General features: G+C 67.8%; 24 protein-coding genes. 8 read left to right on the forward strand and 16 right to left on the reverse strand.

Annotated elements, in window-relative coordinates; all coding sequences use genetic code 11:
- The first annotated feature begins 14 nt into the window (after nucleotides 1–14).
- The gene (locus M1M07_RS07350) at nucleotides 15–755 is read left to right on the forward strand and encodes a DUF429 domain-containing protein (protein WP_197256458.1); all 741 of its coding nucleotides are present in this window, start codon (nucleotides 15–17) and stop codon (nucleotides 753–755) included.
- Nucleotides 756–773: 18 nt separating this feature from the next.
- Here the strand turns inward: M1M07_RS07350 and M1M07_RS07355 are convergent, their stop codons facing one another.
- From M1M07_RS07355 to M1M07_RS07370, 4 genes are all read right to left on the reverse strand, one after another.
- Nucleotides 774–1,211 carry an SRPBCC family protein gene (locus M1M07_RS07355; protein ID WP_197256461.1) on the reverse strand — a complete coding sequence of 146 codons (438 nt, stop codon included), beginning with the start codon at nucleotides 1,209–1,211 and terminating at the stop codon, nucleotides 774–776.
- A gap of 68 nt (nucleotides 1,212–1,279) precedes the next feature.
- On the reverse strand, nucleotides 1,280–2,959 hold the full coding sequence (locus M1M07_RS07360; protein WP_248673705.1) for a phospholipase D family protein: 1,680 nt from the start codon (nucleotides 2,957–2,959) through the stop codon (nucleotides 1,280–1,282).
- A gap of 111 nt (nucleotides 2,960–3,070) precedes the next feature.
- On the reverse strand, nucleotides 3,071–3,340 hold the full coding sequence (locus tag M1M07_RS07365) for a hypothetical protein (protein WP_248673706.1): 270 nt from the start codon (nucleotides 3,338–3,340) through the stop codon (nucleotides 3,071–3,073).
- Nucleotides 3,292–3,741: a hypothetical protein gene (locus M1M07_RS07370; protein WP_248673707.1), complete on the reverse strand. Its 450-nt coding sequence runs from the start codon at nucleotides 3,739–3,741 to the stop codon at nucleotides 3,292–3,294. The genes M1M07_RS07365 and M1M07_RS07370 overlap by 49 nt, the downstream gene beginning before the upstream one ends.
- Before the next feature lie 181 nt (nucleotides 3,742–3,922).
- On the opposite strand from M1M07_RS07370, the gene M1M07_RS07375 reads away from it, so the two are divergent.
- Both M1M07_RS07375 and M1M07_RS07380 read left to right on the forward strand, forming a co-directional pair.
- A complete protein-coding gene (locus M1M07_RS07375) occupies nucleotides 3,923–4,399 on the forward strand; it encodes an SRPBCC family protein (RefSeq protein WP_248673708.1) in 477 nt (158 codons plus the stop codon).
- A gap of 115 nt (nucleotides 4,400–4,514) precedes the next feature.
- The gene (locus M1M07_RS07380) at nucleotides 4,515–5,984 is read left to right on the forward strand and encodes an FAD-dependent monooxygenase (protein ID WP_248673709.1); all 1,470 of its coding nucleotides are present in this window, start codon (nucleotides 4,515–4,517) and stop codon (nucleotides 5,982–5,984) included.
- Nucleotides 5,985–6,009: 25 nt separating this feature from the next.
- On the opposite strand, the gene paaK is transcribed toward M1M07_RS07380, so the two are convergent.
- The 10 genes from paaK to M1M07_RS07430 form a co-directional block, all read right to left on the reverse strand.
- The gene (gene paaK, locus M1M07_RS07385) at nucleotides 6,010–7,311 is read right to left on the reverse strand and encodes a phenylacetate--CoA ligase PaaK (RefSeq protein ID WP_248673710.1); all 1,302 of its coding nucleotides are present in this window, start codon (nucleotides 7,309–7,311) and stop codon (nucleotides 6,010–6,012) included.
- Nucleotides 7,312–7,442: 131 nt separating this feature from the next.
- Nucleotides 7,443–8,540 carry a 1,2-phenylacetyl-CoA epoxidase subunit PaaE gene (paaE, locus tag M1M07_RS07390; protein ID WP_248673711.1) on the reverse strand — a complete coding sequence of 366 codons (1,098 nt, stop codon included), beginning with the start codon at nucleotides 8,538–8,540 and terminating at the stop codon, nucleotides 7,443–7,445.
- A gap of 1 nt (nucleotide 8,541) precedes the next feature.
- The gene (gene paaD, locus M1M07_RS07395; protein ID WP_248673712.1) at nucleotides 8,542–9,054 is read right to left on the reverse strand and encodes a 1,2-phenylacetyl-CoA epoxidase subunit PaaD; all 513 of its coding nucleotides are present in this window, start codon (nucleotides 9,052–9,054) and stop codon (nucleotides 8,542–8,544) included.
- Between the two features lie 2 nt (nucleotides 9,055–9,056).
- Nucleotides 9,057–9,974, reverse strand: coding sequence for a 1,2-phenylacetyl-CoA epoxidase subunit PaaC (gene paaC / locus M1M07_RS07400; protein ID WP_248673713.1), 918 nt, complete (start codon nucleotides 9,972–9,974; stop codon nucleotides 9,057–9,059).
- Between the two features lie 10 nt (nucleotides 9,975–9,984).
- Nucleotides 9,985–10,332 carry a 1,2-phenylacetyl-CoA epoxidase subunit PaaB gene (paaB, locus tag M1M07_RS07405; RefSeq protein WP_248673714.1) on the reverse strand — a complete coding sequence of 116 codons (348 nt, stop codon included), beginning with the start codon at nucleotides 10,330–10,332 and terminating at the stop codon, nucleotides 9,985–9,987.
- A 5-nt stretch (nucleotides 10,333–10,337) separates the two neighbouring features.
- Nucleotides 10,338–11,285, reverse strand: coding sequence for a 1,2-phenylacetyl-CoA epoxidase subunit PaaA (paaA, locus tag M1M07_RS07410; RefSeq protein ID WP_248673715.1), 948 nt, complete (start codon nucleotides 11,283–11,285; stop codon nucleotides 10,338–10,340).
- Nucleotides 11,286–11,393: 108 nt separating this feature from the next.
- Nucleotides 11,394–12,191: an enoyl-CoA hydratase/isomerase family protein gene (locus M1M07_RS07415; protein WP_248673716.1), complete on the reverse strand. Its 798-nt coding sequence runs from the start codon at nucleotides 12,189–12,191 to the stop codon at nucleotides 11,394–11,396.
- Nucleotides 12,188–13,063, reverse strand: coding sequence for a 3-hydroxyacyl-CoA dehydrogenase family protein (locus M1M07_RS07420; protein WP_248673717.1), 876 nt, complete (start codon nucleotides 13,061–13,063; stop codon nucleotides 12,188–12,190). Before M1M07_RS07420 ends, M1M07_RS07415 begins: the two co-directional genes overlap by 4 nt.
- Nucleotides 13,060–13,797, reverse strand: coding sequence for an enoyl-CoA hydratase/isomerase family protein (locus tag M1M07_RS07425; RefSeq protein WP_248673718.1), 738 nt, complete (start codon nucleotides 13,795–13,797; stop codon nucleotides 13,060–13,062). The genes M1M07_RS07420 and M1M07_RS07425 overlap by 4 nt, the downstream gene beginning before the upstream one ends.
- A complete protein-coding gene (locus M1M07_RS07430; RefSeq protein ID WP_248673719.1) occupies nucleotides 13,794–15,014 on the reverse strand; it encodes a thiolase family protein in 1,221 nt (406 codons plus the stop codon). Before M1M07_RS07430 ends, M1M07_RS07425 begins: the two co-directional genes overlap by 4 nt.
- A 114-nt stretch (nucleotides 15,015–15,128) precedes the next feature.
- On the opposite strand from M1M07_RS07430, the gene M1M07_RS07435 reads away from it, so the two are divergent.
- The 4 genes from M1M07_RS07435 (at nucleotide 15,129) to paaI (ending at nucleotide 18,656) form a co-directional block, all read left to right on the forward strand.
- Nucleotides 15,129–15,740 carry a TetR/AcrR family transcriptional regulator gene (locus M1M07_RS07435; protein ID WP_248673785.1) on the forward strand — a complete coding sequence of 204 codons (612 nt, stop codon included), beginning with the start codon at nucleotides 15,129–15,131 and terminating at the stop codon, nucleotides 15,738–15,740.
- 95 nt (nucleotides 15,741–15,835) lie between these two features.
- Complete coding sequence (gene paaZ / locus M1M07_RS07440; protein WP_248673720.1) at nucleotides 15,836–17,881, forward strand: phenylacetic acid degradation bifunctional protein PaaZ; 2,046 nt, start codon at nucleotides 15,836–15,838, stop codon at nucleotides 17,879–17,881.
- Nucleotides 17,878–18,192: an EthD family reductase gene (locus tag M1M07_RS07445; RefSeq protein WP_248673721.1), complete on the forward strand. Its 315-nt coding sequence runs from the start codon at nucleotides 17,878–17,880 to the stop codon at nucleotides 18,190–18,192. The genes paaZ and M1M07_RS07445 overlap by 4 nt, the downstream gene beginning before the upstream one ends.
- A gap of 44 nt (nucleotides 18,193–18,236) precedes the next feature.
- Complete coding sequence (gene paaI / locus M1M07_RS07450) at nucleotides 18,237–18,656, forward strand: hydroxyphenylacetyl-CoA thioesterase PaaI (RefSeq protein ID WP_248673786.1); 420 nt, start codon at nucleotides 18,237–18,239, stop codon at nucleotides 18,654–18,656.
- A 58-nt stretch (nucleotides 18,657–18,714) separates the two neighbouring features.
- Here the strand turns inward: paaI and M1M07_RS07455 are convergent, their stop codons facing one another.
- Entirely contained in the window at nucleotides 18,715–19,116 is a 402-nt protein-coding gene (locus M1M07_RS07455) for a hypothetical protein (protein WP_248673722.1), read from the reverse strand.
- 184 nt (nucleotides 19,117–19,300) lie between these two features.
- On the opposite strand from M1M07_RS07455, the gene M1M07_RS07460 reads away from it, so the two are divergent.
- Entirely contained in the window at nucleotides 19,301–19,969 is a 669-nt protein-coding gene (locus M1M07_RS07460) for a hemerythrin domain-containing protein (protein WP_248673723.1), read from the forward strand.
- Here the strand turns inward: M1M07_RS07460 and M1M07_RS07465 are convergent.
- Complete coding sequence (locus tag M1M07_RS07465; RefSeq protein WP_197256471.1) at nucleotides 19,947–22,265, reverse strand: helix-turn-helix domain-containing protein; 2,319 nt, start codon at nucleotides 22,263–22,265, stop codon at nucleotides 19,947–19,949. The genes M1M07_RS07460 and M1M07_RS07465 overlap by 23 nt on opposite strands.
- Nucleotides 22,266–22,537: the final 272 nt, after the last annotated feature.

A 22,537-nucleotide genomic window follows, 5' to 3' on the forward strand; every position in this document is an offset into this window, starting at 1 on the left:
ATACCGTGGCGTGGGTGCAGACGGTAGGGGTCGACCTCGCGGCGGAACCGGCGAAGACGGCGGTCGCCACCGTCGTCTGGGAAGGTGGCACCGCGACGGTCCGGGAATTGCGGCTCGGCGCGACCGACCGGGAGGTCGTGAACGCGGTGACGGCGGCGGACCGGAGCGGCATCGACGCGCCGTTCGGATGGCCGGACGCGTTCGTCGACTTCGTCGCCGCACACCACCGCCTCGAGTACTCGCGCGAACGCGCCCTGAGCAGCCGCTCCGGACGCCTCCCGTTGGTCCGGCGGTTGACCGACCGCATCGTGCATGCCGAGACGGGGATCGTCCCGCTGAGCGTGTCCGCAGACCTCATCGCGCATGTTGCGCTCCGGTGCGCGGGACTGCTCGCCGAACTCGAGGCGGTCGGGGTCGATGTCGACCGCGTCGACGGAGCCGTGGTCGAGGTGTATCCCGCCGCGGCGTTACGGGGCTGGGACCTGCCGTTCAAGGGTTACAAGAGTACGAAGAACCGCGAGGTGCGGGCCGCGTCCGTGGCTGCACTGGAACAGGCCCTTCCGGAACTGGATCTCGGTGGCTTCCGGGACCTCTGCATCACCTCGGACGACGCGTTCGATGCGGTCGTCGCGGGCCTTGCCGCCCGCGCCGCAGCGCTCGGGAGAACCACCCGACCCGATGCGACGCAGCGAGCTGTCGCCGTCCGGGAAGGCTGGATCCATGTGCCGCTGTGCGGAATCCGTGAGTTGCTCTGAGATCAGGTGTAGCGGGGATCAGGTGTAGCGGGCGAGGACGAAGTCGGTCAGCCCCCTACGGATCGCGTCGAGGGCATGTTTCTGGCCGCGCCGAAGAACGAAACCGGGGACGGGCACCTTCGGATCCAGTGACATGGTGACCTGCACGCGGGTGCCGTGTTCGCTCGGTTCCAGTGCGTACATCCCGTCCTGGCTGCGCTGCATCGTGCTGTCGACCAGGGTCCAGGACGTCGATCGTTCGGTCCAGTCGTGTTCGATCGTCTGGGTGTCGGAGAACCCGAACAGCGACAACGTCATCCGTATCCGGCGGGGGCGGCCCTCGGGGTCCCGCGTGAGGACCTCGACGTTCTTGTGGGCCGACGACCATTCGGGAATGTGTTCGACATCCTCGAGCGCACGCATCACCTGCTCGGGTGCGGCGTCGATGTCGAATCGGTCGGAGACGGTGACCGCCATGCTGTACTCCTCACCGGTGTCGGATTGTGGAGTCCGCGTACCCGGTCGAGGGCTGGGCCAATCGTCGGTCAGTAGGTACGGCGCAGCCGCATCCGGATCGGCCGTCCGTCCGGGTCGACGATCAACCGGTAGACCAGGGAGGCGGCAACCTGTTGCCACTGCGGCGGCACATCGATGTGGTGGCGGCGCAGCCGACCCGCCGGCCTCGTACCCGCCGACGGTGCCTTGTGCCAACGGTCCAGGGCATCGACGCTGGTTCGGACGACGTCGAAGAACTCGTCCAGATCGACCAGATCGGAGTCGTCACCGTCCTTCCTGCCGAGATGCTCCCGGGCCAGCTCGAGACGCAGATCGCGAGCGAATCGACGGGCGCCGTCACCGAGTCCCGCCGGGTCGACGGGCGCGCGCGTGTCCCGCGCGGTGTCCAGCACAGCGGCAGTCAGTTCCGAATCATGGGTCCAGGAACGCCGGTTGAAATTGTCGCTGCCGACCGCCGCCCACGTGTCGTCGACGATGCATACCTTCGAGTGCACGTACACGGGGATGCCCCGGTCGTTCTCGAGGTCGAGGACCAGCACGCGATCGCCACCCGCGTCACGGATGGTCTCGAGCGCCGACGAGTGCCCCAACAGCGCGGACGGGATGGTGATGGGGCTGTCCTCGTCGAGGAACTTGGGGACGACCGCCACCAGGCGCAGTCCCGGTTCGCGGCGCAGTGCCTCGGCGAACACACGCGCCACATCCACCGACCACAGGTACTGATCCTCCACGTACACCAGACTTCGGGCCCGGTGCAACACCTTCGCGTAGGCCTGGGCCGCGCTCCGCTCCCCGTCCCTTGCGAACGGATACGCAGGCCGGCGACGCGGATAGGTTCGCAACAACTGCACCGAACAGGTTCCGCACGGAGCGGGTGGTGCAGCGGGAGGAGGCAGTTCGGACGGGGAGCGGGTGACGCCTCGCAGAATGTCGGGCAGAGCGTGCCACGGCAATCGGGACAACGCGGCGGGGTCTTCCCAGCGCTCCCGGAAGACGTCCTCGACGTCGCGGACGGCGGGACCGTGGATCTGCAACTGCGCGTCGTGCCATGCCGGGGTCTCACCGTACTCGGGTGGAAACGGTCGGCTCATCGGATCGCCGAAGTGGTCGTCGTCGTCGCGTCGTGCCCGCGCGAGGTCGATACCGCCGACGAACGCGACGTCCGGCGTGTCCGGGTCGGCGTAGCGCACCACGACGAATTTCTGGTGATGACTGCCGAAGACGGGAACTCGCTGGTCGAGGATCACCTCCCCACCGGCCGCCTCGAGAATCTTCGCGAGCTTGCGGTTGCGGCGGCCGGGATAGCCCAGCGTCTCGATGTGCGAGCGCCACATCATGCCCTTGACGATCGCGCCGCGGCGCGCGGCGGCGGCGAATGCGTCGGCCACCGTCACGCCGTCGACGAGCTGTTGATCGGGGTCGCCGCGCCAATCCGTGAACAGCACCAGGTCGTTCGGTCCGGCGCGGTGCAGGGCGTCCGCCAGCGCCGCGAAGTACACCTTGCCGTGGATCAGCGGAGTGACGTCGTTGCCGTCGGTCCATTGTCGAATCCTGGTGTCGCTGTTGCCCCGTTCCTCGCCGCTGAGAAGCCAGGGATGGCCCGGATCGAAGTGCTCGCGGCGTCCCGTCAGTGCGAGGCTGGATCGGTCGAACGCCGACGAAACGCGGCGCGCGAGTACGCCGAGTCGATGCAACTCGGTCCCTACCATTGCTCGAATCAGGTTCCGGGGCATCCGAGTATCTTCCCACGACCCCGGCAGACGAGTGTGGTCCGCGCGTCTCGCAGTCGGGTCGACCTCGGCGTTTCCTCCCCCGCCACATCACACCGTGGCAAGGACGTACGAGAGGACGAATCCGGCGGCAGTGCTCAATGCGACCGTTGGGCCGCCTTTTTCGTAGGCCCCGGGCATGAGGGTGTCCGCCAGGGACGCGAGCACCGCACCGGCGGTGAAGGCGAGCGGCAACGAGATCGTCTCGGGTGCACTCGAGGCGAGGGGTCCGGCGCCCACGACGACGGCCAGAGTGAGCAGCACGGCGCAGATCACCCACGTGCCGAGGATGAAGGTCTGGGATCGGCCCTGCGCGCGCATGGACGCGCTCCCGACCAGTGCTTCGGGGCGGCTCCGCTGACGGAGGCGGTGGAGGGTGCCTTCTCCGTCGCGGCGTCGAGGTCGAGTTTCTCGCTGCCGTGCGGCTGGCGGTGTCTGCCCTCGGCCAGCCGGTCCAGTTGCTGGCTGAGGAGGGTGAAGACGATCGCGCCGACCGCGAGTCCGAGCGCGGCGCGCCAGATGCCGCCCTTCTGATACGACTCTTCGAACAGTTCGAAGGTCAACGCGGTGATCAGTGCGCCTGCGGCGAACGCCAGCATGGCGGCGAGTGCACGTTTGGGGATGGTGAACCGTCCGCCGACCAGTGCGCCGATGACCAGGGCGCTCGAGGCGATCACTCCGAAGATCAACGACTCGATGATGACGCCACCTCTTTCCCTCATACCTCGGTAGCCGAGGAGACCACTCCGACGAGTCCCGAGTACCCCGTTTCGGAGGCACCGCCCACCTGTAGTCGGGAAACGGATCCGCTCGGCCGCCAGTCATACGCTGTGACGATCGAGCAGGAGGATGACTGGTGGCCAAGCGGATACCCGCGAATTCGGACTCGCCTCGTAGGGCAGGATGGTGGCCATGCATACTGCACCCTTGACCTTCGAGTCCTCCGTCGTCGTTTCCGCAACACCGGACGAGGTGTACGCCCTCGTCTCCGATGTCACCCGCACGGGGGAGTGGTCTCCCGTCTGCGCGGAGTGCTGGTGGGACGAAGGTCAGGGTCCCGAGGTCGGTGCCTTCTTCACCGGGCGGAACGTGACTCCCGAACGTACCTGGGAGACACGGTCGGAGGTGGTCGTCGCATCCCCGGGTCGTGAGTTCGCGTGGTCGGTCGGTCCCGGTTTCGTGCGCTGGAGCTATCTGATGAAGCCCGCGGACGCCGGCACGGAGCTGACGGAGACCTGGGAGTTCACCGAGGCCGGGCTGAAGTTCTTCCACGAGCGGTTCGGCGCCGATGCGCCCCGCGAGATCGCCGCACGGGAACAGGCCGCCCGCAGCGGTATTCCCGCGACATTGGACGCGATCAAGCGCATCATCGAGGGCTGACGCCGGGCGCTTTCGTCCCCCCTCCCGTTTCCACGGTATCGCGCTGGTGGGGGCTTGCCGCAAGCCCCCACCAAGGGCTCATACTGCCCGTTCGATGCCGACGAGAGGGGCGGATATGCACGACGTGGCAGTCGTCGGCTGTGGGCCGACGGGAATGATGCTGGCGGGGGAGTTGCGCCTGGCCGGCGCGGACGTCGTCGTTCTCGAGCGTCGCGAGTCGCAGGAACTGGCGGGGTCGCGTGGTGGGGGTATCCATGCCCGCACGATCGAGTTGCTCGATCAACGGGGGATCGCCGAGCGATTCCTCGCCGAGGGGCGAACGGTGAATACGGCGACCTTCGGGGGCACGAGGCTCGACGTGGGTCGTCTGCCCACCCGCCACCCGTACACACTGGCGTTGTTCCAGAACCACATCGAACGGCTCCTGCTGCAGTGGATCGAGGAACTCGGGGTGCCGATCCGGCGGGGTGTGGAGGTCGTCGGTATCGAGCAGGACGATGAGGGCGCCCACCTTCGGTGCGCTTCGGGAGAATCGGTGCGCGTTCGTTTCGTGGTGGGAGCCGACGGTGGTCGCAGCGTTGTGCGCCGCGAGGCCGGGATCGGATTCGAGGGGCCGGACGCGACGCGCAGCAGCCTGATCGCCGAGGTTCGGGTCACGGAGGAACTGCCCGCCGACGCGAAGGTCGACGAGCGTGGAGTCCACGGTCTGTATCCGATGGGGGAGGGCCGAGCGCGGGTCGTGGTGACCGAAGGCGAGTTGGCGCCTCCCACGGCGCCGACGCTGGATGACCTGCGACGAGAGTTGATCCAGGTGTTCGGCACCGATTTCGGTGTGCACGACCCCACCTGGCTCTCGCGGTTCACCGACGCGACCCGGCAGGCGACGACCTATCGCGCCGGCCGGGTCCTGCTCGCCGGCGACTCCGCACACGTGCATTCCCCGACGGGGGGACTCGGAATCGGCCTGGGCATCCAGGACGCAGTCAATCTCGGCTGGAAGCTCGGGCACGTCGTGCGCGGGGTGACCGGGGAGGACCTGCTCGACACCTACCACACCGAACGACACCCCGCCGGGGCGCGAGCACTGAAATTCACGATGGCCCAATCACTGTTCCAGAAGGTCGATCCGCGGCAGGAGGCTCTACGTGAGCTGCTCGACGAAGTGCTCCGCGTCGACGATGCCGGATCGCCGATCGCGGCGTTGATCTCCGGCCTCGATGTCGCCTACGACCTCGGATCGGGACATCCACTGTTGGGGCGGCGGATGCCGGACCTCGACATCGTCGTCCACGACGGGCCGCGGCGCGTGTTCGATCTCATGCACCTGGCCCGACCGGTGCTTCTGCAGTTCTCCGGTCCACCAATCGAATTCGTCGACCACCTCACACACGTCGACTACGTCCGGGCGAGCTACGACGGCATCTGGCAGCTGCCGTTGCTGGGCGTGGTGGACGCGCCGACGGCTGTGCTCGTGCGTCCCGACGGGCATGTGGCATGGGTGGGGGAGGGTTCGACGGACGGCCTCGGCGAGGCGCTCGTGAGGTGGTGTGGCCGTGGTCGTCAGGGTGGGTGGGAAGGCGGATAGGCGAGAAGTGACGCGCAGAGTTCGGTCAGGCGGGACGGTTGTCGACGATCCGGCGGGCCTTCCCGAGCGACCTCTCGATCGAGGTGGGATCGACGACGTCGACTGCGACGGTGACACCGATCTTGTTCTTGACCAGCTTCTGCAGCTGAGTGGCGGCCGACGTGCGCGCTGCGGCCGACGCCTCGGGGCGCGCCTCGACGCGGACGGTGAGGTTGTCCATGCGATCGGGACGGTCGAGGACGCACTGGAACTGCGGTGCCAGTACCGGCACCGTCAGGATCAGCTCCTCGATCTGGGTGGGGAAGAGGTTGACGCCGCGCAGGATGATCATGTCGTCGGTGCGGCCGGTGACCTTCTGCATCCTGCGCATCGACCGTGCAGTGCCGGGGAGCAGCCGGGTGAGGTCGCGAGTGCGGTACCGGATGATCGGCAGCGCTTCCTTCGTCAGCGAGGTGAACACGAGCTCACCCTCCTCGCCGTCCGGGAGCACCTCGCCGGTGAGCGGGTCGATGATCTCGGGGTAGAAATGGTCTTCCCAGATGTGTAGGCCGTCCTTGGTTTCCACGCACTCCTGTGCGACGCCCGGACCCATGACCTCGGACAGGCCGTAGATGTCCACCGCGTCGATTCCCAGCTGCTGTTCGATCTCGTTGCGCATCTGCTCCGTCCACGGCTCGGCACCGAACACCCCGGTTCGCAGGGACGTGGCGGCGGGATCGATGCCCTTCTTGATCATGGCGTCGACGATGGTGAGCATGTACGAGGGGGTGACCATGATGGCATCCGGCCGGAAGTCCTCGATCAACTGGATCTGTCGATCGGTCATACCACCCGACATGGGAATAACCGTGGCGCCCAGTCGTTCGGCGCCGTAGTGGGCGCCGAGTCCGCCGGTGAAGAGTCCGTAGCCGTAGGCGACGTGGACCTTGTCACCACGCCTGACACCGCTCGCGCGGAGGCTGCGAGCCACCAGATCAGCCCAGTTGTCGAGGTCGTTGCTCGTGTAGCCGACGACGGTAGGCCGACCGGTGGTGCCCGATGATGCATGGAGGCGCGAGATACGTTCCTGCGGAACTGCGAACATTCCGAAGGGGTAGTTCTGCCGTAGATCGGCCTTGGTGGTGAAGGGAAACTTGGCGAGGTCCCCGAGCTCCGTAAGGTCGGACGGATGCACACCCGCCGCGTCGAACGAGGCTCGGTAGTGTGCGACGTTGTCGTACGCGTGCTGCAACGACCAACGCAGTCTGTCGAGCTGGAGGGCCGAGATCTCGTCGCGGGAGGCGAACTCTATTGCGTTGTCGGTCGGGGGTTCCTGCAGCACGGTCATGGTGATGCTCCTCGAGGTCTTTGGTGCGCACCGGCGCGGCGTGAATGTTCGAATAGGCCACGAAACCGGGTGTCCGGCACGTGAAAGAATTAATTCTGTTGTCCGCAAGCTTGATTGGTGTCAAGCATGCGTCATGCATCGAAGTCGATCGTCACCGAATCACTGGTGGGCAGGGTTTGGCAGGTGAGGACGAACCCGGAAGAGACTTCTGCATCGTCGAGTGCGTAGTTTCGCAGCATCTCTGCCGTCCCGGAGGTGACCTTGGCGCGGCAGGTGCCGCACACACCGCCCTTGCAGGCGAAGGGCAGGTCCGGACGCACGTTCTCCGCCGCGTCGAGGATGTTCCGGTCGCGGGACAGGGTACCTGTGGTGCTGCGCCCGTCGAGGATGATGGTGACCTCGCTGGACGGGCCCTCGATGCCGTGTTCACGGTGGATCTGTTGCGGCGGTGGCGCGTCGTCGACGAAGAACAACTCGTGGTGGATTCGGGCATTGTCGACGCCGAACTCGCCGAGAACCGTTCGGGCGTCGGTCACCATGCCGTAGGGCCCGCACAGCCAGATGTCGTCGACGTCGTCCAGGGGCACGATCGCGGAGACGATGTCGCGGAGGCGGTCCGCGTCGAGGCGGCCGGTGAACAATTCCACGTCGCGGGGCTCGCGCGAGAGCACGTGGACGACTTCGAACCGGGCACCGTAGCGGTCCTTGAGGTCCGCGATCTCCTCGGCGAACATCACCGAGCGGGTCCGCCGGTTGCCGTACAGCAGCACCACCGACGAGTCGGGGTTCGTGAGAACCGAGGCGGCGATCGAGAGCATCGGGGTGATTCCCGAACCGGCAGCGATCAGCAGGTGCCTTCCGGCGGCAGCGGGGTCGGCGACGAAGCTGCCGGTGGGTGCCTGAACTTCGATGACGTCTCCGGCGCGGACGTCGTGGACGAGCCAGGTCGAGAACAAACCGCCCGGCACCTCGCGCACGCCGACGCGGGGCGAACCGCCGACGGGTGCGCAGATGGAGTACGACCGGCGATGCTCGACGCCGTCGACGGTACGCCGCATGGTGAGGGATTGGCCTGCCTGGAATGTGAACTCCCCTGCGAGGCTGTCGGGGACCTCGAAGGTGACCGCGACGGCGTCGTCACACAATCGTTCGACGTCGGCGACCTGGAGGCGATGGAAGTCGCGGAGGCGTGAAGTGCGCTGAGCGCGAGGGGATTCGACGGTGGTCATGTCAGATTTCCTTCACGTGGTCGAACGGTTCGAGACAAGCCCGGCACCGGTAGTGCGCCTTGCACAACGTGGCTCCGAACTCGGAGACCACCTCGGTATGGGGTGAACCGCACAGAGGGCAGAACACGGCGCGACGGCGAGTGGTCAAGGTGAGCGGCACGGGCCCCCGCGCCGGGGTCGCGGGAGCGCGACCGGGAGTGGAGTACCCGGCATCACGGAGCTTGCGCATCCCCGATTCGCTGATCCAGTCGCTGCTCCAAGCTGGGCTGAGGCTGGTGTCGACGCGAACGTTGCGGTAGGCGTGCCGGTGCAGCAGACGCTCGATGTCGGATCGCATCGTCACCAGCGCGGGACAACCGGAGTAGGTGGGGGTGATGGTCACCACCACGGTGTCGTCCCGGTCGATCACGACGTCTCGGACGACGCCGAGATCTGCCAGTGTCAACATCGGCATCTCCGGATCGAGGACCGACTCGACGAGTGCCCGGGCATTGGCGAGGTCCGCGGTGGTCACGGTCACCACAACCCGTCGGGATGCGCTCGTGCGACGGACTGCATCTCGGCCAGCAGCAGGCTGAGCGCCCCGGTGTGCAGACCACGGCGACCGGCACGTCCGCCGACCGTGCCGACGGTTGGGCCGTGGGGCACCTGCAGTTCGGCGGCGTACAGAACCTGGCCGATCACGTTGTCGAACTCCTCGCGCAGCGTCCGCGGGTCGACGCCGACGCCGGCGTCGGCGAGTGCCAGCTCGTCCTCGGTCGGGACGAACAGTTCCGCTGTGTAGGGCCAGAGGAATTCGAGCGCGGTGCGCATCCGGCGGCGGGATTCGTCGGTGCCGCAGCCCAGGACGACGGCCCAGCGTGCGGCGTAGTCGCGGTGGTAGGTCAGCTCCTTGACGCCCTTGGTGGCGACTGCCGCGAGCACCGGGTCCCGGCTCTCGCGCAGGTGGGAGAAGATGGCGAGCCGCCAGGTCGTCAGCACGAGGGTACGCACGACGGTCTCGGCGAAATCTCCGTTCTCGAGCTCGCACAGTCGAACGCACCGGAACTGGGCATCGGTGCGGAAGAACGCCAGTGCGTCCTCCGCAGGTACGGGGGAAGAGTCGGAGATGAACGGGACGACGCCGGGGTCGGCCGCGGCCGCTCGGGCGAGGAGCAGGCGTGCCTGACCGAGTAGGTCGAGTCCGATGTTCGCCAGCGCCATCTCTTCCTCGAGCTCCGGAGCACGGGTGCACCACTCCGACAACCGGTGCGACGAGATCAGCGCGTCGTCGCCGAGTGAGAGGCAGTAGCGGGCCAGCGCGCCGAGGTCGACGTCGTCCGGGACAGTGGTGTCCACTCCGGCGAGCGGGTCGTCGAAGCCGGTGCCGAAGGCCCACTGTCCGTGGTTGTCCTCGTCGACGAGGTCCCCGTAGGCGTTGTCGTGATCGATCATGGTGTGGACCTCACATGTGGGGGACGTTGTCGGGGATGTCGTAGAACGTCGGGTGCCGGTAGACCTTGTCGCCGCTGGGCGCGAAGAACGGATCCTTCTCCGACGGGCTGGAGGCGACGATCACCGCCGACGGGACGACCCAGATGCTCACCCCTTCGTTGCGGCGGGTGTAGACGTCTCGGGCGTGATTCAGGGCCATTGCATCGTCGGGGGCGTGCAGCGAGCCGACGTGGACGTGGTTCAGGCCGCGCTTGCCGCGGACGAACACCTCGTACAAGGGCCAGGCCGCCCTGGCGGGCGCGTCGGTCGTGGGGACGGCGCCCCGACGGTCTTCTGCGGTGAACTGGATGTCGGTCATGGTCTCTACGAGCCCTCTCGTTCACGGGCGGCGAAGGCGGTTGCGGCCTCGCGCACCCAGGCGCCGTTCTCGTGCGCGGCGCGGCGGTTGGTGATGCGCTCGACGTTGCAGGCGCCGTTCCCCTTGACGACCTCCATGAACTCGCTCCAATCGGGCTCACCGAAGTCGTAGTGCCCGCGGTCGGCGTTCCATGCGAGGTCCGGGTCGGGGAAGGTGACCCCGAGCGCCTCGGCCTGGGGGATGCTCATGTCGACGAAACGCTGTCGGAGTTCGTCGTTGGTGTGACGCTTGATCTTCCACGTCATCGACTTCTCGGTGTTCGGGGACCGGTCGTCCGGTGGGCCGAACATCATCAGTGCGGGCCACCACCAGCGATCGACCGATTCCTGGACCATCGCTCGCTGCTCATCGGTGCCGCGCATCATCGTCATCAGCAGCTCGAAACCCTGTCGCTGGTGGAAGGACTCCTCCTTGCACACGCGGATCATCGCCCGCCCGTATGGTCCGAAGCTGGTGCGGCAGAGGGGAACCTGATTGCAGATCGCCGCCCCGTCGACCAACCAGCCGATGACGCCGACGTCGGCGAAGGTGAGTGTCGGGTAGTTGAAGATCGACGAGTACTTCTGCTTGCCGGCGATCAGTTTCTCGGTCAGATCGGCACGGTCCGCGCCGAGAGTTTCGGCAGCGGAGTACAGATACAGTCCGTGGCCCGCCTCGTCCTGCACCTTGGCGAGCAGAATCGACTTGCGCCGCAGCGACGGGGCGCGGGTGATCCAGTTCCCCTCCGGCTGCATTCCGATGATCTCCGAATGCGCATGCTGCGCGATCTGCCGGATCAATGTCTTGCGGTAGTCCTCGGGCATCCAGTCGCGCGGCTCGATCCGCTGATCGTTCGCGATGGTGTCGTCGAACAGGCCCTGTAGGTCGTCTGCCTTTGCCGGCGGCGTTGTCATCTGGCCTCATTTCATTACCGAATATTCGGTCAGTAATAGTATGCGTGCGGGAGCGACCCCGCACAAGCCCCGAGCTGTCTTCCGCCGGAGCCGCAGGCTTCTCGTAGGTCAGTGACCTGCAAAAACAGGCCGAGACTTGGACAGGAACGCCTCGACTGCACTGCTGTGGTCGGCGCTCGCACCGAGCCTTTCCTGCGCGTGTCGTTCACGCTCGAGCGCGTCGGGCAGTCCCGGGTTCGTGGCCTTCAGCAGACCTTTGACGCGCCGATATGCCTCCGTAGGCCCCTGGGCGAGCTGCACGGCGAGATCGCGGGCGACGGTCGCGACCTCCTCGTCGGCCACCACCCGATGCACCAGTCCCCAGGCGAGGGCCTCCGCGGCGCCGAAGCGGTCACCGAGCAACATCAATCCGGCGGCCCGGCTGGCGCCCACGGCGTGAACGAGGGTGTGGCTCAGGCCCGAGTCGCAGGCCAGACCGATACCGGTGAAGGCGGTGGCGAACTTCGCCCCCTCGCCGGCGACTCGGATGTCGCCGGCCAGAGCCAGTCCGAGGCCGGCGCCGACGCACGCGCCCCGGATGGCGACGACGACCGGCACCTCGAGCTCGGTCAAGGCCTGCAGGAGCGGGTTGTAATGCTCGCCGACGGTGTTCATCGCCGATGCCGGATCGGCGTGCAGTGCGTCGACGTGCTCACTCAGGTCCTGCCCGACACAGAAGTTCTTGCCGGTCGCGGTGAGCAGAACGGCCCGGACCTCGGGCGCGAGTGCGACTTTGCGCACTGCGGCCAGCAGCGAGGTCTTGGTTGCGACGTCGAGAGCGTTGGAAGCATCGGCCCGCGAGAAGGTGATGGTGGCAAGTCCCTCGTCGATCTGCACCCGCACGGGGGTGGTGTCCGTGGTGGTCACGATTGCGCTCCTGTCGTGGTCCAGTTGTAGAAGCCTCGTCCGCTCTTGCGGCCGAGTTCTCCTCGGGAAACTTTGTCGCGCAGCAATTTCGGTGGCTCGAAGCGTGGTCCGAGAGTGGCGGCGAGGTGCTCGGCGACGGCAAGCCTGACGTCGAGACCGACGAGGTCCGTCGAGCGCAGCGGACCCATGGGATGGCGGTAGCCGAGTTCCATGGCCCGGTCGATGGAGATGGCGTCGGCGACACCTTCTTCGAGCATGCGTATCGCTTCGAGGCCGAGGAATACCCCGAGGCGACTGGTGGCGAATCCGGGGGAGTCGTTCACGACGATGTCGGCCTTTCCGAGAAGGCTCACCCAGGCCACGGCCTTCTCGATGACGGCACGGTCGGTGGTGGGAGCGGTGACGATCTCGACCAACTCGGAAGCGGGGACGGGGTTGAAGAAGTGCATGCCGAGGAACCGGCCGGGTTCGGTCAAGTTCTTGCCGAGGTCCGTGATCGACAGCGAACTGGTGTTGCTGGCGATCACGGACTCGGGGCCGACGACGCGCTCGACGGCGGCCAGGACCTGTGCCTTGAGGGCTGCGTTCTCCGGCACCGCCTCGATGACCAGATCGGTTTCGGGCGCGATTTCGTCGGGCCCGGCGACAGTGCGGACCCGCTCGAGAATCTCTTCCGGCGTCGCACGGTCGAGTTTGCCGCGTTCGTCCGCGCGGCGCAGACCGGTGGCCACCCGTTCGCGGGCGGCGGCCTGATCGCCGGCTTCGGCGATCACGACCGCGCTGCCGAGCGTCGCGAAGACCTGTGCGATCCCGGCGCCCATGCGGCCACCGCCGATCACTGCGACATGGGCCGGTGCGTGTGTGTCGGTCATTTCTTCTTCTCCAGGAATGCAGTCATGCGGGCGTGTTTGTCGTCGGTCTCGAACAGCACGGCTTGGGCGATGTCGTCGGCGAGCGGACGCGCGCCCGGGGAGTCGACGATCGTCTTGGTCAGGCGAAGTGCAAGTGGTGCCGAGCGTGCGATTCGATCGAGCAGGCGGTGTGCGGCGGTGATGTGGGTGCCGGGCTCGACCACCTCCATCACCAGACCGCAACGCTGTGCGGCCCGTGCGTCGAGGACGTGTCCACCGAGCAGTACCTGTTTGGCGACGGACACACCGACGAGTTGCGGAAGCCGGTAGCTCGCGCCGGCAGCGGCCATGATGCCCAGTCCGGGCTCGGGGTTGCCGAACCTGGCGGTGGTGGTCGCGATGCGGATGTCGCAGGCGTAGGACAGCTCGGCGCCGCCGCCGAGAGCGAAGCCGCTGACCGCGGCCACCGTCGGCAACGGCAGCCGGCCGATCCGGTCGAACAGGGTCCGGTTGATCCCGGCGAGCGCGTCGTCGCGGGTGCGGGCCCGCAGCTGTCCGATGTCGGCGCCACCCGCGAAGTGCTCGCCACGACCGGTGAGCAGCAACGACTTCGGGGAAGCCTCGATACGCGCGCACACGGTGTGGAGTTCGTCGATCATCTCCGCGGTGATCGCATTGCGCTGCGCCGGGCGGTTCAGGATCACGACGACGCGATCGTCGCGTTCGTCGAAGTCGAGTGTGGTGAAGTCCGTCATGGGGCCTCGATCAGCATCGCGGTGCCCTGGCCGACTCCGACGCACAGGGTGGCCAGTGCGCGGCGCGCGTTCTCGCGTTCCATTCGTCCGAGCAGCGTCAGCAGGATCCGGGCCCCGGAACAGCCGAGGGGGTGGCCGAGAGCGATGGCACCGCCGTCGGCGTTGACGATCGCCTCGTCGAGCTTCAGTTGGCGGATCACTCCGAGGGATTGGGCCGCGAAAGCCTCGTTGAGTTCGATCGCGTCGAGGTCGGCGACCGACCAGTTCGCGCGGGCGAGCACCTTCTGCGTGGCGGGAACGGGACCGAGACCCATGACCTGCGGCGCCACGCCGGCACTGGCGGAGCCGACGATCCGCGCCCGGATGTTCAGGCCGTACCGGGCGACCGCCGCCTCGCTCGCCACGACGAGCGCCGCGGCGCCGTCCGCGAGTGACGACGACGAGCCGGCCGTGACGATGCCGTTGCTCCGGAAGACCGGCTGCAGCGCGGCGAGCCTGTCGAGGGTCGTGCCGCGACGAGGGGTTTCGTCCGCCTCGAGCATCCTGCCGTCGACCGGGACCGGAACGATCTCACGCTGGAAATGCCCGGCGTCGACGGCCGCGACTGCCCGCTGCTGGCTGCGCAACGCGAAGGCGTCGCTCTCCTCGCGAGTGATGCCCTCGAGTGCCGCGACCTCTTCGGCCGTTTCGCCCATGGACAGGGTGATCTTGCGGGTCTCGGGTCCCGAGTTCGACGGGATGTTCCGGTCGGCGGCGGTGAACTTCGGGTTGGTGAATCGCCACCCGAGCGAGGTGTCGGCGAACTCGCCGGGCCGGGACCACGGGGTGCCGGGCTTGGCCATCACCCAGGGCGCGCGGGTCATCGACTCCACTCCGCCGGCGACGACGAGATCGGCCTCTCCGCTGCGGATCAAGGCGGCAGCCTGCGCGACAGCGGTCAGGCCGCTCGCGCACAGTCGGTTGACCGTGAACCCCGGAACGGTGTCGGGCAGGCCGGCCAGCAGGACCGCCATGCGCGCGACATCGCGGTTGTCCTCGCCCGCCTGGTTCGCGGCGCCGAGGATCACTTCGTCGACCGCGTCACCGGGTACACCGGCTCGTCGGACCGCCTCCGCCACCACCAGTCCGGCGAGGTCGTCCGGGCGCACTCCTGCCAGTGCGCCGCCGTAGCGACCCTGCGGCGTGCGCGCGCCGTCGACCAGAAAAACGTCACTCATCGCGTGCTCCTTGTTCGGTGTCCGGCTTCAATTATTAACTGAACATTCGGTAGGTAACAAGGGTGGCTGTCCGGCGTTGTCACGCGGCACGGATGGATGAGCGAAGATGAACTCATGACATCGGCGCGCGTAGTACAACGGACGGGACGGCCGGGCAGGCCCGGATACGACCTCGACTCATTGCTCGCGGTCGCCGTGAAGGTGTTCAACGACAAGGGCTACGACGGCACCAGCATGGAAGCCCTCGCCAAACGTCTGGGCATCACCAAGTCGGCGATCTACCACCACGTCTCGGGCAAGGCGGAACTGCTGGATCTGGCGCTCTCGCGTGCGCTCAACGCCCTCTTCGCCGTCACCACGGAGGAGGGCACGACCACCGGCCCGTACATCGACCGTCTCGAGTACCTGGTCCGGCGCAGTGTCGAGGTCCTCGTCGCGGAATTGCCGTATGTGACGCTGCTGCTGCGGGTGCGCGGAAACACTCCCGTCGAGCGTCGGGCGCTGGCGCGCCGGAGGGAATTCGACACGTTCGTCGGCGAGCTGGTCCAGGCGGCCGCGGCCGAGGGGGACCTGCCCGCCGGAGTGGACCCCGCCCTGGTCAGCAGGCTGACCTTCGGCATGGTCAACTCGATCGTCGAGTGGTACCGCCCGCGTGCCGACGGGACGGTCGACAAGCTTGCGGACACCGTCGTCACGATCGTTTTCGACGGCCTGCGGCGCACCTGATCGTCCTGGCGTAGCCGACCGCCCCCCTTGACAGGAGCGGTGGCGCTCACGGATCGTAATTACTGACCGAACGTACGGTGAGAAATGGAGATCCTGTGAGCACGCTGCTTCAGAGCTATGTACAGGGGCGCTGGCACACCGCGCCCGACGAGGGCGCCCCGCTGCTCAGTGCGGTGGACGGCCACGAGGTCGCTCGGATCTCGTCGACCGGCGTGGACGTGCCCGGCATGATCGACTACGCCCGGACGGTGGGTGGCCCGGCGCTGGCTGCGCTGACCTTCCACGAGCGGGCCGCGGCGCTGAAGACGCTTGCGATGACCCTGACGGCGGGCAAGGCCGAGTTCTACGCACTGTCCGCGGAAACGGGTGCAACCGAACGCGACTCGGCAATCGACATCGACGGCGGCTTCGGGACGCTGCTCAGCTACGCGAGCAAGGCCCGGCGGGAGCTGCCCGACGACACCGTGTACCTCGACGGCGGTCTCGAACAGCTCGGCAGGAAGGGCACCTTCTTCGGGCAGCACATCTACACCTCGCGTCGCGGCGTGGCCGTGCAGATCAACGCCTTCAACTTTCCGGTGTGGGGGTTCCTCGAGAAGCTCGCCCCGGCGTTCATCGCGGGTGTTCCGTCGATCGTCAAGCCGGCCAGTCAGTCGGCCTATCTGACCGAACTGGTCTTCCGGCGGATCATCGAATCCGGCCTGCTGCCCGAGGGTTCGGTGCAGCTGCTGTGCGGCAGCGCCCGCGGCGTGCTCGATCACCTCGGCGGGCAGGACTCGGTCGCCTTCACCGGCTCCGCCGACACCGCCGCCACACTGCGCGCCCATCCCAACATCGTGTCCGCAGGCGTGCGCTTCAACGCCGAGGCGGACTCGCTCAACGCCTCCATTCTCGGCAGCGACGTCACGTCGGGCAGCGCAGAGTTCGACCTTTTCGTCAAGCAACTGGTCACCGAGATGACCGTCAAGGCCGGCCAGAAGTGCACGGCGATCCGGCGCGCCTTCGTCCCCGAGCATCTCGTCGACGACGTGGTCTCCGCGACCAGCGCGCGCCTCGGTAAGGTGGTCGTCGGTGCACCCGGCGCAGACGGGGTGACCATGGGCGCCCTCGCAAGCCTCGAACAGCGCGACGAAGTACTGAAATCCGTTCGCGTACTGACCAAGAGCGTCCGCATCGTCCACGGCGACCCGGACCTGGTCGACGTCGCCGGTGCCGACGCCACCGCCGGGGCGTTCTTGTCGCCGATCCTGCTCCGCTGCGACGATCGCACCGCCACCGAACCACACGACGTCGAGGCCTTCGGTCCGGTGAGCACCGTCATCGGCTACCGCGACAACGCCGACGTGATCGAACTCGTCGCCCGGGGACAGGGCAGCCTGGTGGCCTCCCTGGTCACCGCCGACTCGGCGATCGCGCGTGAGATCGTTCTCGGCCTGGCCCCCCACCACGGCCGCGTTCTCGTCCTCAACAGCGAGAATGCCCGCGAGTCAACGGGTCACGGCTCACCCCTGCCGGTACTCGTCCACGGTGGACCCGGACGTGCCGGCGGCGGCGAGGAGCTCGGAGGTATCCGCGGCGTCCTGCATCACATGCAGCGCACCGCGATCCAGGGCACGCCCAATATCCTCACCGCCGTGGGCCGACGCTGGGTGCCCGGCGCCGACCGCATCGAAGGCGACGTCCATCCGTTCCGGAAGAATCTCGCCGAACTGGTCCTCGGCGACACGATCGTCGGGGGACCGCGGCAGGTCACCCTCGCCGACATCGGCCACTTCGCCGAGTTCACCGGCGACACCTTCTACGCCCACACCGACCCGGACGCCGCGGCGGCCAACCCGCTCTTCGGGGGTATCGTCGCCCACGGCTACCTCGTCGTCTCGCTCGCAGCAGGCCTGTTCGTCGACCCCGCTCCGGGGCCGGTCCTGGCCAACTTCGGCGTCGACAGCCTGCGCTTCCTGACCCCGGTCAAGGCCGACGACACTCTGACGGTCACCCTTACCGCCAAGCAGATCACTCCACGCACCGGAGCCGACTACGGCGAGGTTCGGTGGGATGCGTTGGTCGCCAACCAGAACGGCGATGCGGTCGCCACCTACGACGTGCTCACCCTTGTTGCCAAGCCGAACGGGGACGACGAATGACCTGCCAGATCTCTGTCTGCTACGGAGTCCCCAAGGACCCCAAAGCTTTCGACGAGTACTACCGCACCACCCACATTCCCCTCGCGGCCAAGGTTCCCGGACTGTCCGGGTTCGCCTGGGGAAAGTGCAAGTCCCTCGACGGTTCCGCACCGGCCCACTATGCCGTGGCGTACCTGCAGTTCGACACCGAAGACGACCTGAAGAAGGGTCTGGCATCTCCCGAGATGCGGGAAGCCGGGCGCGACCTGCGCAACTTCGCCACCGGGGGATCGACGATGTTCACTCAGCAACTGGAGACGAGCGGCGCGTAGTTGCCATGTCGCGCATTCGCCCAACCGATACCGGAGGTATCGAAATGACCACTTCGGACGTGGACCACTTCCGTGTCGCCGAAGAGATGTTCGCGGAAGACCTTGCCTCGCGGCGACTGGGGATCGAAATCCTCGAGATCGGGAATGGTTCCGCCGCAGCGCGTATGGCCGTGACCGCAGAGATGGTCAACGGACACGGCATCACACACGGCGGTTACGTATTCCTTCTCGCCGACTCCACCTTCGCGCTCGCTTGCAACAGCCACGGCCGGCCCGCTGTCGCCGCGCGAGCCGATATCCGCTTCCTGCGCCCCACGCGGGTCGGCGCAGTGCTCACGGCAACGGCGACCGAACGCTCCCGATTCGGCCGCAACGGAATCTACGACGTAGCAGTCAGGGATTCCGCCGGCACCGTCATTGCCGAATTTCGCGGTGACAGCCGCGAAATCGCCGTCTCCTCGTGATTCGGAATGGCAAAGTAGTTGTAGGACGACGGATACGGGTCACGGCCGACTTTGCGGATCAGTGCACCGAGAGCGACGATCGGACCCGGCCCACCATCGAATACGCGGCGATCATCAGCAATCCGACGTAGACGTCGTTCTCGAACCAGCCGAACACGGTCTGCTTTTCCGCGGTGAACGTGGTCGGGTAGTAGAAGACGCTGATCGCCAGCAGCACGACGAGGTAGGCGAGCACGCCGATCCGGGCCCAGGCTTCCTGTCGGCGCGCGAGCCACACCGAGCCGAATCCGACGGCGTAGAACAGCCAGGCGGCAGGTGTCGTCACGGTGAAGGTCGGGTCTTCGATGCCCGCGGCCGCTGCGTACACGGTGTGGACCGCGGACAGTGTGAACGCGGTGGCGAGCACCCACGGGACGGCGTTGGTGGTCGCGGTGGCGGGGGATGTGGTGGTGGTTGCCATGGACGGATCCTCGTGTCGGGCGGCTCTTGTGGTCGCCGTGTGCATCGACACTCGGTCGAACGGCCGGCGGGTGACAGCCACAGCGGCGAAGTGTGGGGGCAGTGTGGGGGTGACGTGGATGGGAGTCGGACGCTGCGCCGCGCAGGCTGAATGCGTACAGATCACAACCACTTCGGAGGTTCACATGACCGCCATCAGCCCTGCTTCCCCGTCCCTCCCCGATATCAACGAAATGTTCGTCATCCACCGCGTCTTCCGGCGTGAGTTCACCGCGCTGCCGAAGCTGATCCGGGCCGTTGCCGAGGGCGACACCACACGCGCTCGGCTGGTCGCGGAGCACCTCACACTGCTTCTCGACGGGCTGCACATGCATCACACCGGCGAGGACGCGGTGCTGTGGCCGCTGCTCCAGGTGCGTGCCGCTCCGTCGACGGCACTCGTCGAGACGATGCAGCACCAGCACGGGATCGTCGAGAGTCGCACCGAGGGGGTCCGGGCGCAGAATGCGGCCTGGGCACAGGCGCCGACACCGATCGGCGGCGAGCAGCTCGCGCGGACGGTCGAAGGCCTGGCGGCCGCGCTGTTCGAGCACCTCGAGCTCGAGGAACGGGAGATCCTGCCGCTCGTGTCGTGCCACATCACCGTCGAGGAGTGGCAGAGCCTCGGAGACCACGGTCGTGACGCGATGTCTCCCCGGCAACTCCCGCTGATGTCCGGCGCCATCCTCGAAGAGGCCGACGACGACGAGCGGGCCCGGATGCTGGGACAGTTCCCGATCCCGGTGCGTCTGTTCCTGCGCACCGTCGGTGCCCGCCTGTACCGGCGCTACATCACGCGCGTGCGCGCCGCGTGAGTTCGTCTGCCAGGTCGGCGAGCTCGGGCGCTGTCGCGGTGCGGCCGGCATCCCAGGCTTCCTGGAAGGCGGCCTCGCCGAGGAGGCTGCGCGCGGTGGCCAGGTCCTGCGCCGCGAGCTCACGGGACACCGGGAACCGAGGGTCTATCGCGTCGGTCACCGACAGGGACGCCGACGCAGCGAAGAGCATGGCGGCGGCCCGCGGTTCGCCCAGCTGCACGGCCACTCCGGCCAGGGCGGGCAGCGCATAGCTCAGCGTCCAGCTCATCCGCGAATCCAGCGACCGGGTAGTGGACTCCGCGAGCAGCGCAGCCGTGCCGGCGGTGTCACCTCGGAGAGCGGTGACCGTGGCCCGGCGATTCAGGCTGGTAGCGAGGGTGAAGTCGTTGCCGATGCTTCGCCCGATCTCGAGCGCACGGCCGAGCACCCGGTCTGCCTCGTCGAGATCTCCGCGAACCAGCGCGAGCTGTCCGAACGCGACCAGCGTGTGCGCCTCCTCCCACCGCAACCCGGCTCCCGACGCGCCCACCAGCGCTTCGTCGAGCAGGTCGCGGGCCCGGTCGAGGTCACCGGCGAAGATCGCGGCGTGCCCGGCCAGGATCGCCGCCTCGACTGCCAGGGGGGCGTCGCCGACACGGCGTGCCAGCGGCACCGCAGTCCAGGCCACCTCCCGCATGCCGGCGATGTCGCCGGTGGCGAACAGCAGACCCAGCCGGCCGACCAGAGCTCGGGCGCGGACCGCGTCGGATCCCTGCACCCTCGCCCGGTCCAGCCACTCGAGCCCTTCACGGGCATGGCCCCGCAGGGCGAGGTAGATCCACACGGTGGCCGCCAGCTCTGCGGCATCGTCGCTGTGGCCCAGCTCGAGCAGGCGCAGGAAGGCCGAGCGCAGATTGGCGTGGTCTGCCTCCAGGCGATCGAGCTCGGTGCACAGGCCCGGACCGCGCAGCCGCGGTCCCGCGTCGAGGGCGAAGGACCGATACCACCGGGCATGACGATCAGCGGCAGCCGCCGACCCTCCGGCGGCGACGAGTCGCTGTCCGGCGTACTGGCGGACCGGCTCGAGCAGCCGGAAGCGTGGTTCGTCCTCGGGCGGCGTGCTGAGAGAGATCGGGCTGGGGGCGACCAGCGAGTGGGCGACGAGCACGGTGAGCGGGGCGAGCACGTCGTCGAGGCCGGTCACCGCGGCAGCGGCGTCGAGGGTGAAGCCGCCGGAGAAGACCGCGAGCTGCTCGAACACCGCAGCGTCGGTGTCGTCGACGAGGTCGAGACTCCAGTCGAGCGTGGCCGTCATCGTGCGCTGGCGTTCGGCGAGATCACGGGGACCGGGGGGTACCTCGTGGACTTCGAGGCGAGCGAGCAGCGCCGCCGGTGGCAGCAGGCGGGCGCCCGCCGCGGCGAGCTCGAGTGCCAAGGGCAGCCCCTCGAGGTGACGGCAGATGGCGGCCACGACCGGAGCGTTATCCGAGTCGAGCACCAGCTCGGCTCCCGCGGCGGCAGCGCGGTCGAGAAGAAGCTGCACGGCCGCAGACGCTTTCACGTCGTCGTACAGGTCGGATCGGGGGAGATGCAGCGGGCCGAGACCGACCTCGTACTCGGCCCGGACGCGCAACGCCGCACGACTCGTCACCAGCAGCATGAGCCCCGGGCACCGGGTCAGCAGATCGGCCACGTCGGGGCCCGCGTCGAGGAGGTGCTCGAAGTTGTCCAGGAAAACCAGCGCACGACGACCCGCGAACGCGGCGACCAGCCGTTCGGTGACTCCGCCCGCGCCGCGCTCGGGCAGGTCGACCGCGGCGGCGAGTTGCGGCAGGACCTGTGCCGGATCGCGGACCGGTGCCAGGTCCACGGCGACGGTGACGTCGTACGAAGGAGCCAACTGCTCCAGCACCGCGAACGCCACGCGGGTCTTGCCGACGCCGCCCGGCCCGGTGACCGTGACCAGGCGCCTGCCCGACGACACCAGTGCAGCGATGCGTTCGATGTCCCCGTCCCGGCCGATCAGGTCGGTGGCCGGCGCGGCCACCGACCAGGTGCCTGTGCGGCGCGGCGCGGGACGCGCGGATGCGGGAATCGCAGCGCTGAGACGGTCGCGGTCGGCGTCGTCGAGGTCGAGCGCGGCGGCCAGTGCCCGGACCGTGTGCGGGTAGGGACGCTGCCGCTCCCCACGCTCGAGCGCGCTCACGGCCTTGACCGAGAGACCGGCTCGTTCGGCGAGCTCCTCCTGGGTCAGGCTGCGGGACTTGCGCAGACGCCGCAGGACGGCACCGAAGCTGTTGTCGTTCGCCTGCGTCACAGCAGGGACGGTAGCCGACCGGCGGCACCATCACACGCTTCAGGGAAGAAGTGGGGCGTGGGAGAAATGCATTTCGAAGTCGGTGCTCAGGTGGGGAGAGGTGTTCACCGATGGCGGTTCGTGCTGGGCTGCACGCGGATTGGGTTGGTGACCGGTCGGCGATCACACTCGGGTCGCATCGACCGTTCTCCGACCCGACGCCGTGCGACCCCCCGAGGAAACGCGACGCGGACTCACGTTCGTGCCCAAGGAGATTCGTGACGCACGACCGG

Origin of the sequence: Rhodococcus sp. HM1 (genome assembly GCF_023218075.1) — a bacterium.
In the GTDB taxonomy this organism is placed as follows: domain Bacteria; phylum Actinomycetota; class Actinomycetes; order Mycobacteriales; family Mycobacteriaceae; genus Rhodococcus.

Coding starts and splice junctions, on each gene's coding strand:
- M1M07_RS07370 (WP_248673707.1), bottom strand. CDS start 3,741: ATGAGGGAAAGAGGTGGCGTCATCATCGAGTCGTTGATCTTCGGAGTG.
- M1M07_RS07430 (WP_248673719.1), bottom strand. CDS start 15,014: ATGAGTGACGTTTTTCTGGTCGACGGCGCGCGCACGCCGCAGGGTCGC.
- M1M07_RS07380 (WP_248673709.1), top strand. CDS start 4,515: ATGCACGACGTGGCAGTCGTCGGCTGTGGGCCGACGGGAATGATGCTG.
- M1M07_RS07455 (WP_248673722.1), bottom strand. CDS start 19,116: ATGGCAACCACCACCACATCCCCCGCCACCGCGACCACCAACGCCGTC.
- M1M07_RS07445 (WP_248673721.1), top strand. CDS start 17,878: ATGACCTGCCAGATCTCTGTCTGCTACGGAGTCCCCAAGGACCCCAAA.
- paaC (WP_248673713.1), bottom strand. CDS start 9,974: ATGATCGATCACGACAACGCCTACGGGGACCTCGTCGACGAGGACAAC.
- M1M07_RS07365 (WP_248673706.1), bottom strand. CDS start 3,340: ATGCGCGCGCAGGGCCGATCCCAGACCTTCATCCTCGGCACGTGGGTG.
- M1M07_RS07425 (WP_248673718.1), bottom strand. CDS start 13,797: ATGACGGACTTCACCACACTCGACTTCGACGAACGCGACGATCGCGTC.
- paaB (WP_248673714.1), bottom strand. CDS start 10,332: ATGACCGACATCCAGTTCACCGCAGAAGACCGTCGGGGCGCCGTCCCC.
- paaI (WP_248673786.1), top strand. CDS start 18,237: ATGACCACTTCGGACGTGGACCACTTCCGTGTCGCCGAAGAGATGTTC.
- M1M07_RS07435 (WP_248673785.1), top strand. CDS start 15,129: ATGACATCGGCGCGCGTAGTACAACGGACGGGACGGCCGGGCAGGCCC.
- M1M07_RS07360 (WP_248673705.1), bottom strand. CDS start 2,959: ATGGTAGGGACCGAGTTGCATCGACTCGGCGTACTCGCGCGCCGCGTT.
- M1M07_RS07420 (WP_248673717.1), bottom strand. CDS start 13,063: ATGACCGACACACACGCACCGGCCCATGTCGCAGTGATCGGCGGTGGC.
- paaK (WP_248673710.1), bottom strand. CDS start 7,311: ATGACCGTGCTGCAGGAACCCCCGACCGACAACGCAATAGAGTTCGCC.
- paaE (WP_248673711.1), bottom strand. CDS start 8,540: ATGACCACCGTCGAATCCCCTCGCGCTCAGCGCACTTCACGCCTCCGC.
- M1M07_RS07460 (WP_248673723.1), top strand. CDS start 19,301: ATGACCGCCATCAGCCCTGCTTCCCCGTCCCTCCCCGATATCAACGAA.
- paaA (WP_248673715.1), bottom strand. CDS start 11,285: ATGACAACGCCGCCGGCAAAGGCAGACGACCTACAGGGCCTGTTCGAC.
- M1M07_RS07355 (WP_197256461.1), bottom strand. CDS start 1,211: ATGGCGGTCACCGTCTCCGACCGATTCGACATCGACGCCGCACCCGAG.
- M1M07_RS07375 (WP_248673708.1), top strand. CDS start 3,923: ATGGTGGCCATGCATACTGCACCCTTGACCTTCGAGTCCTCCGTCGTC.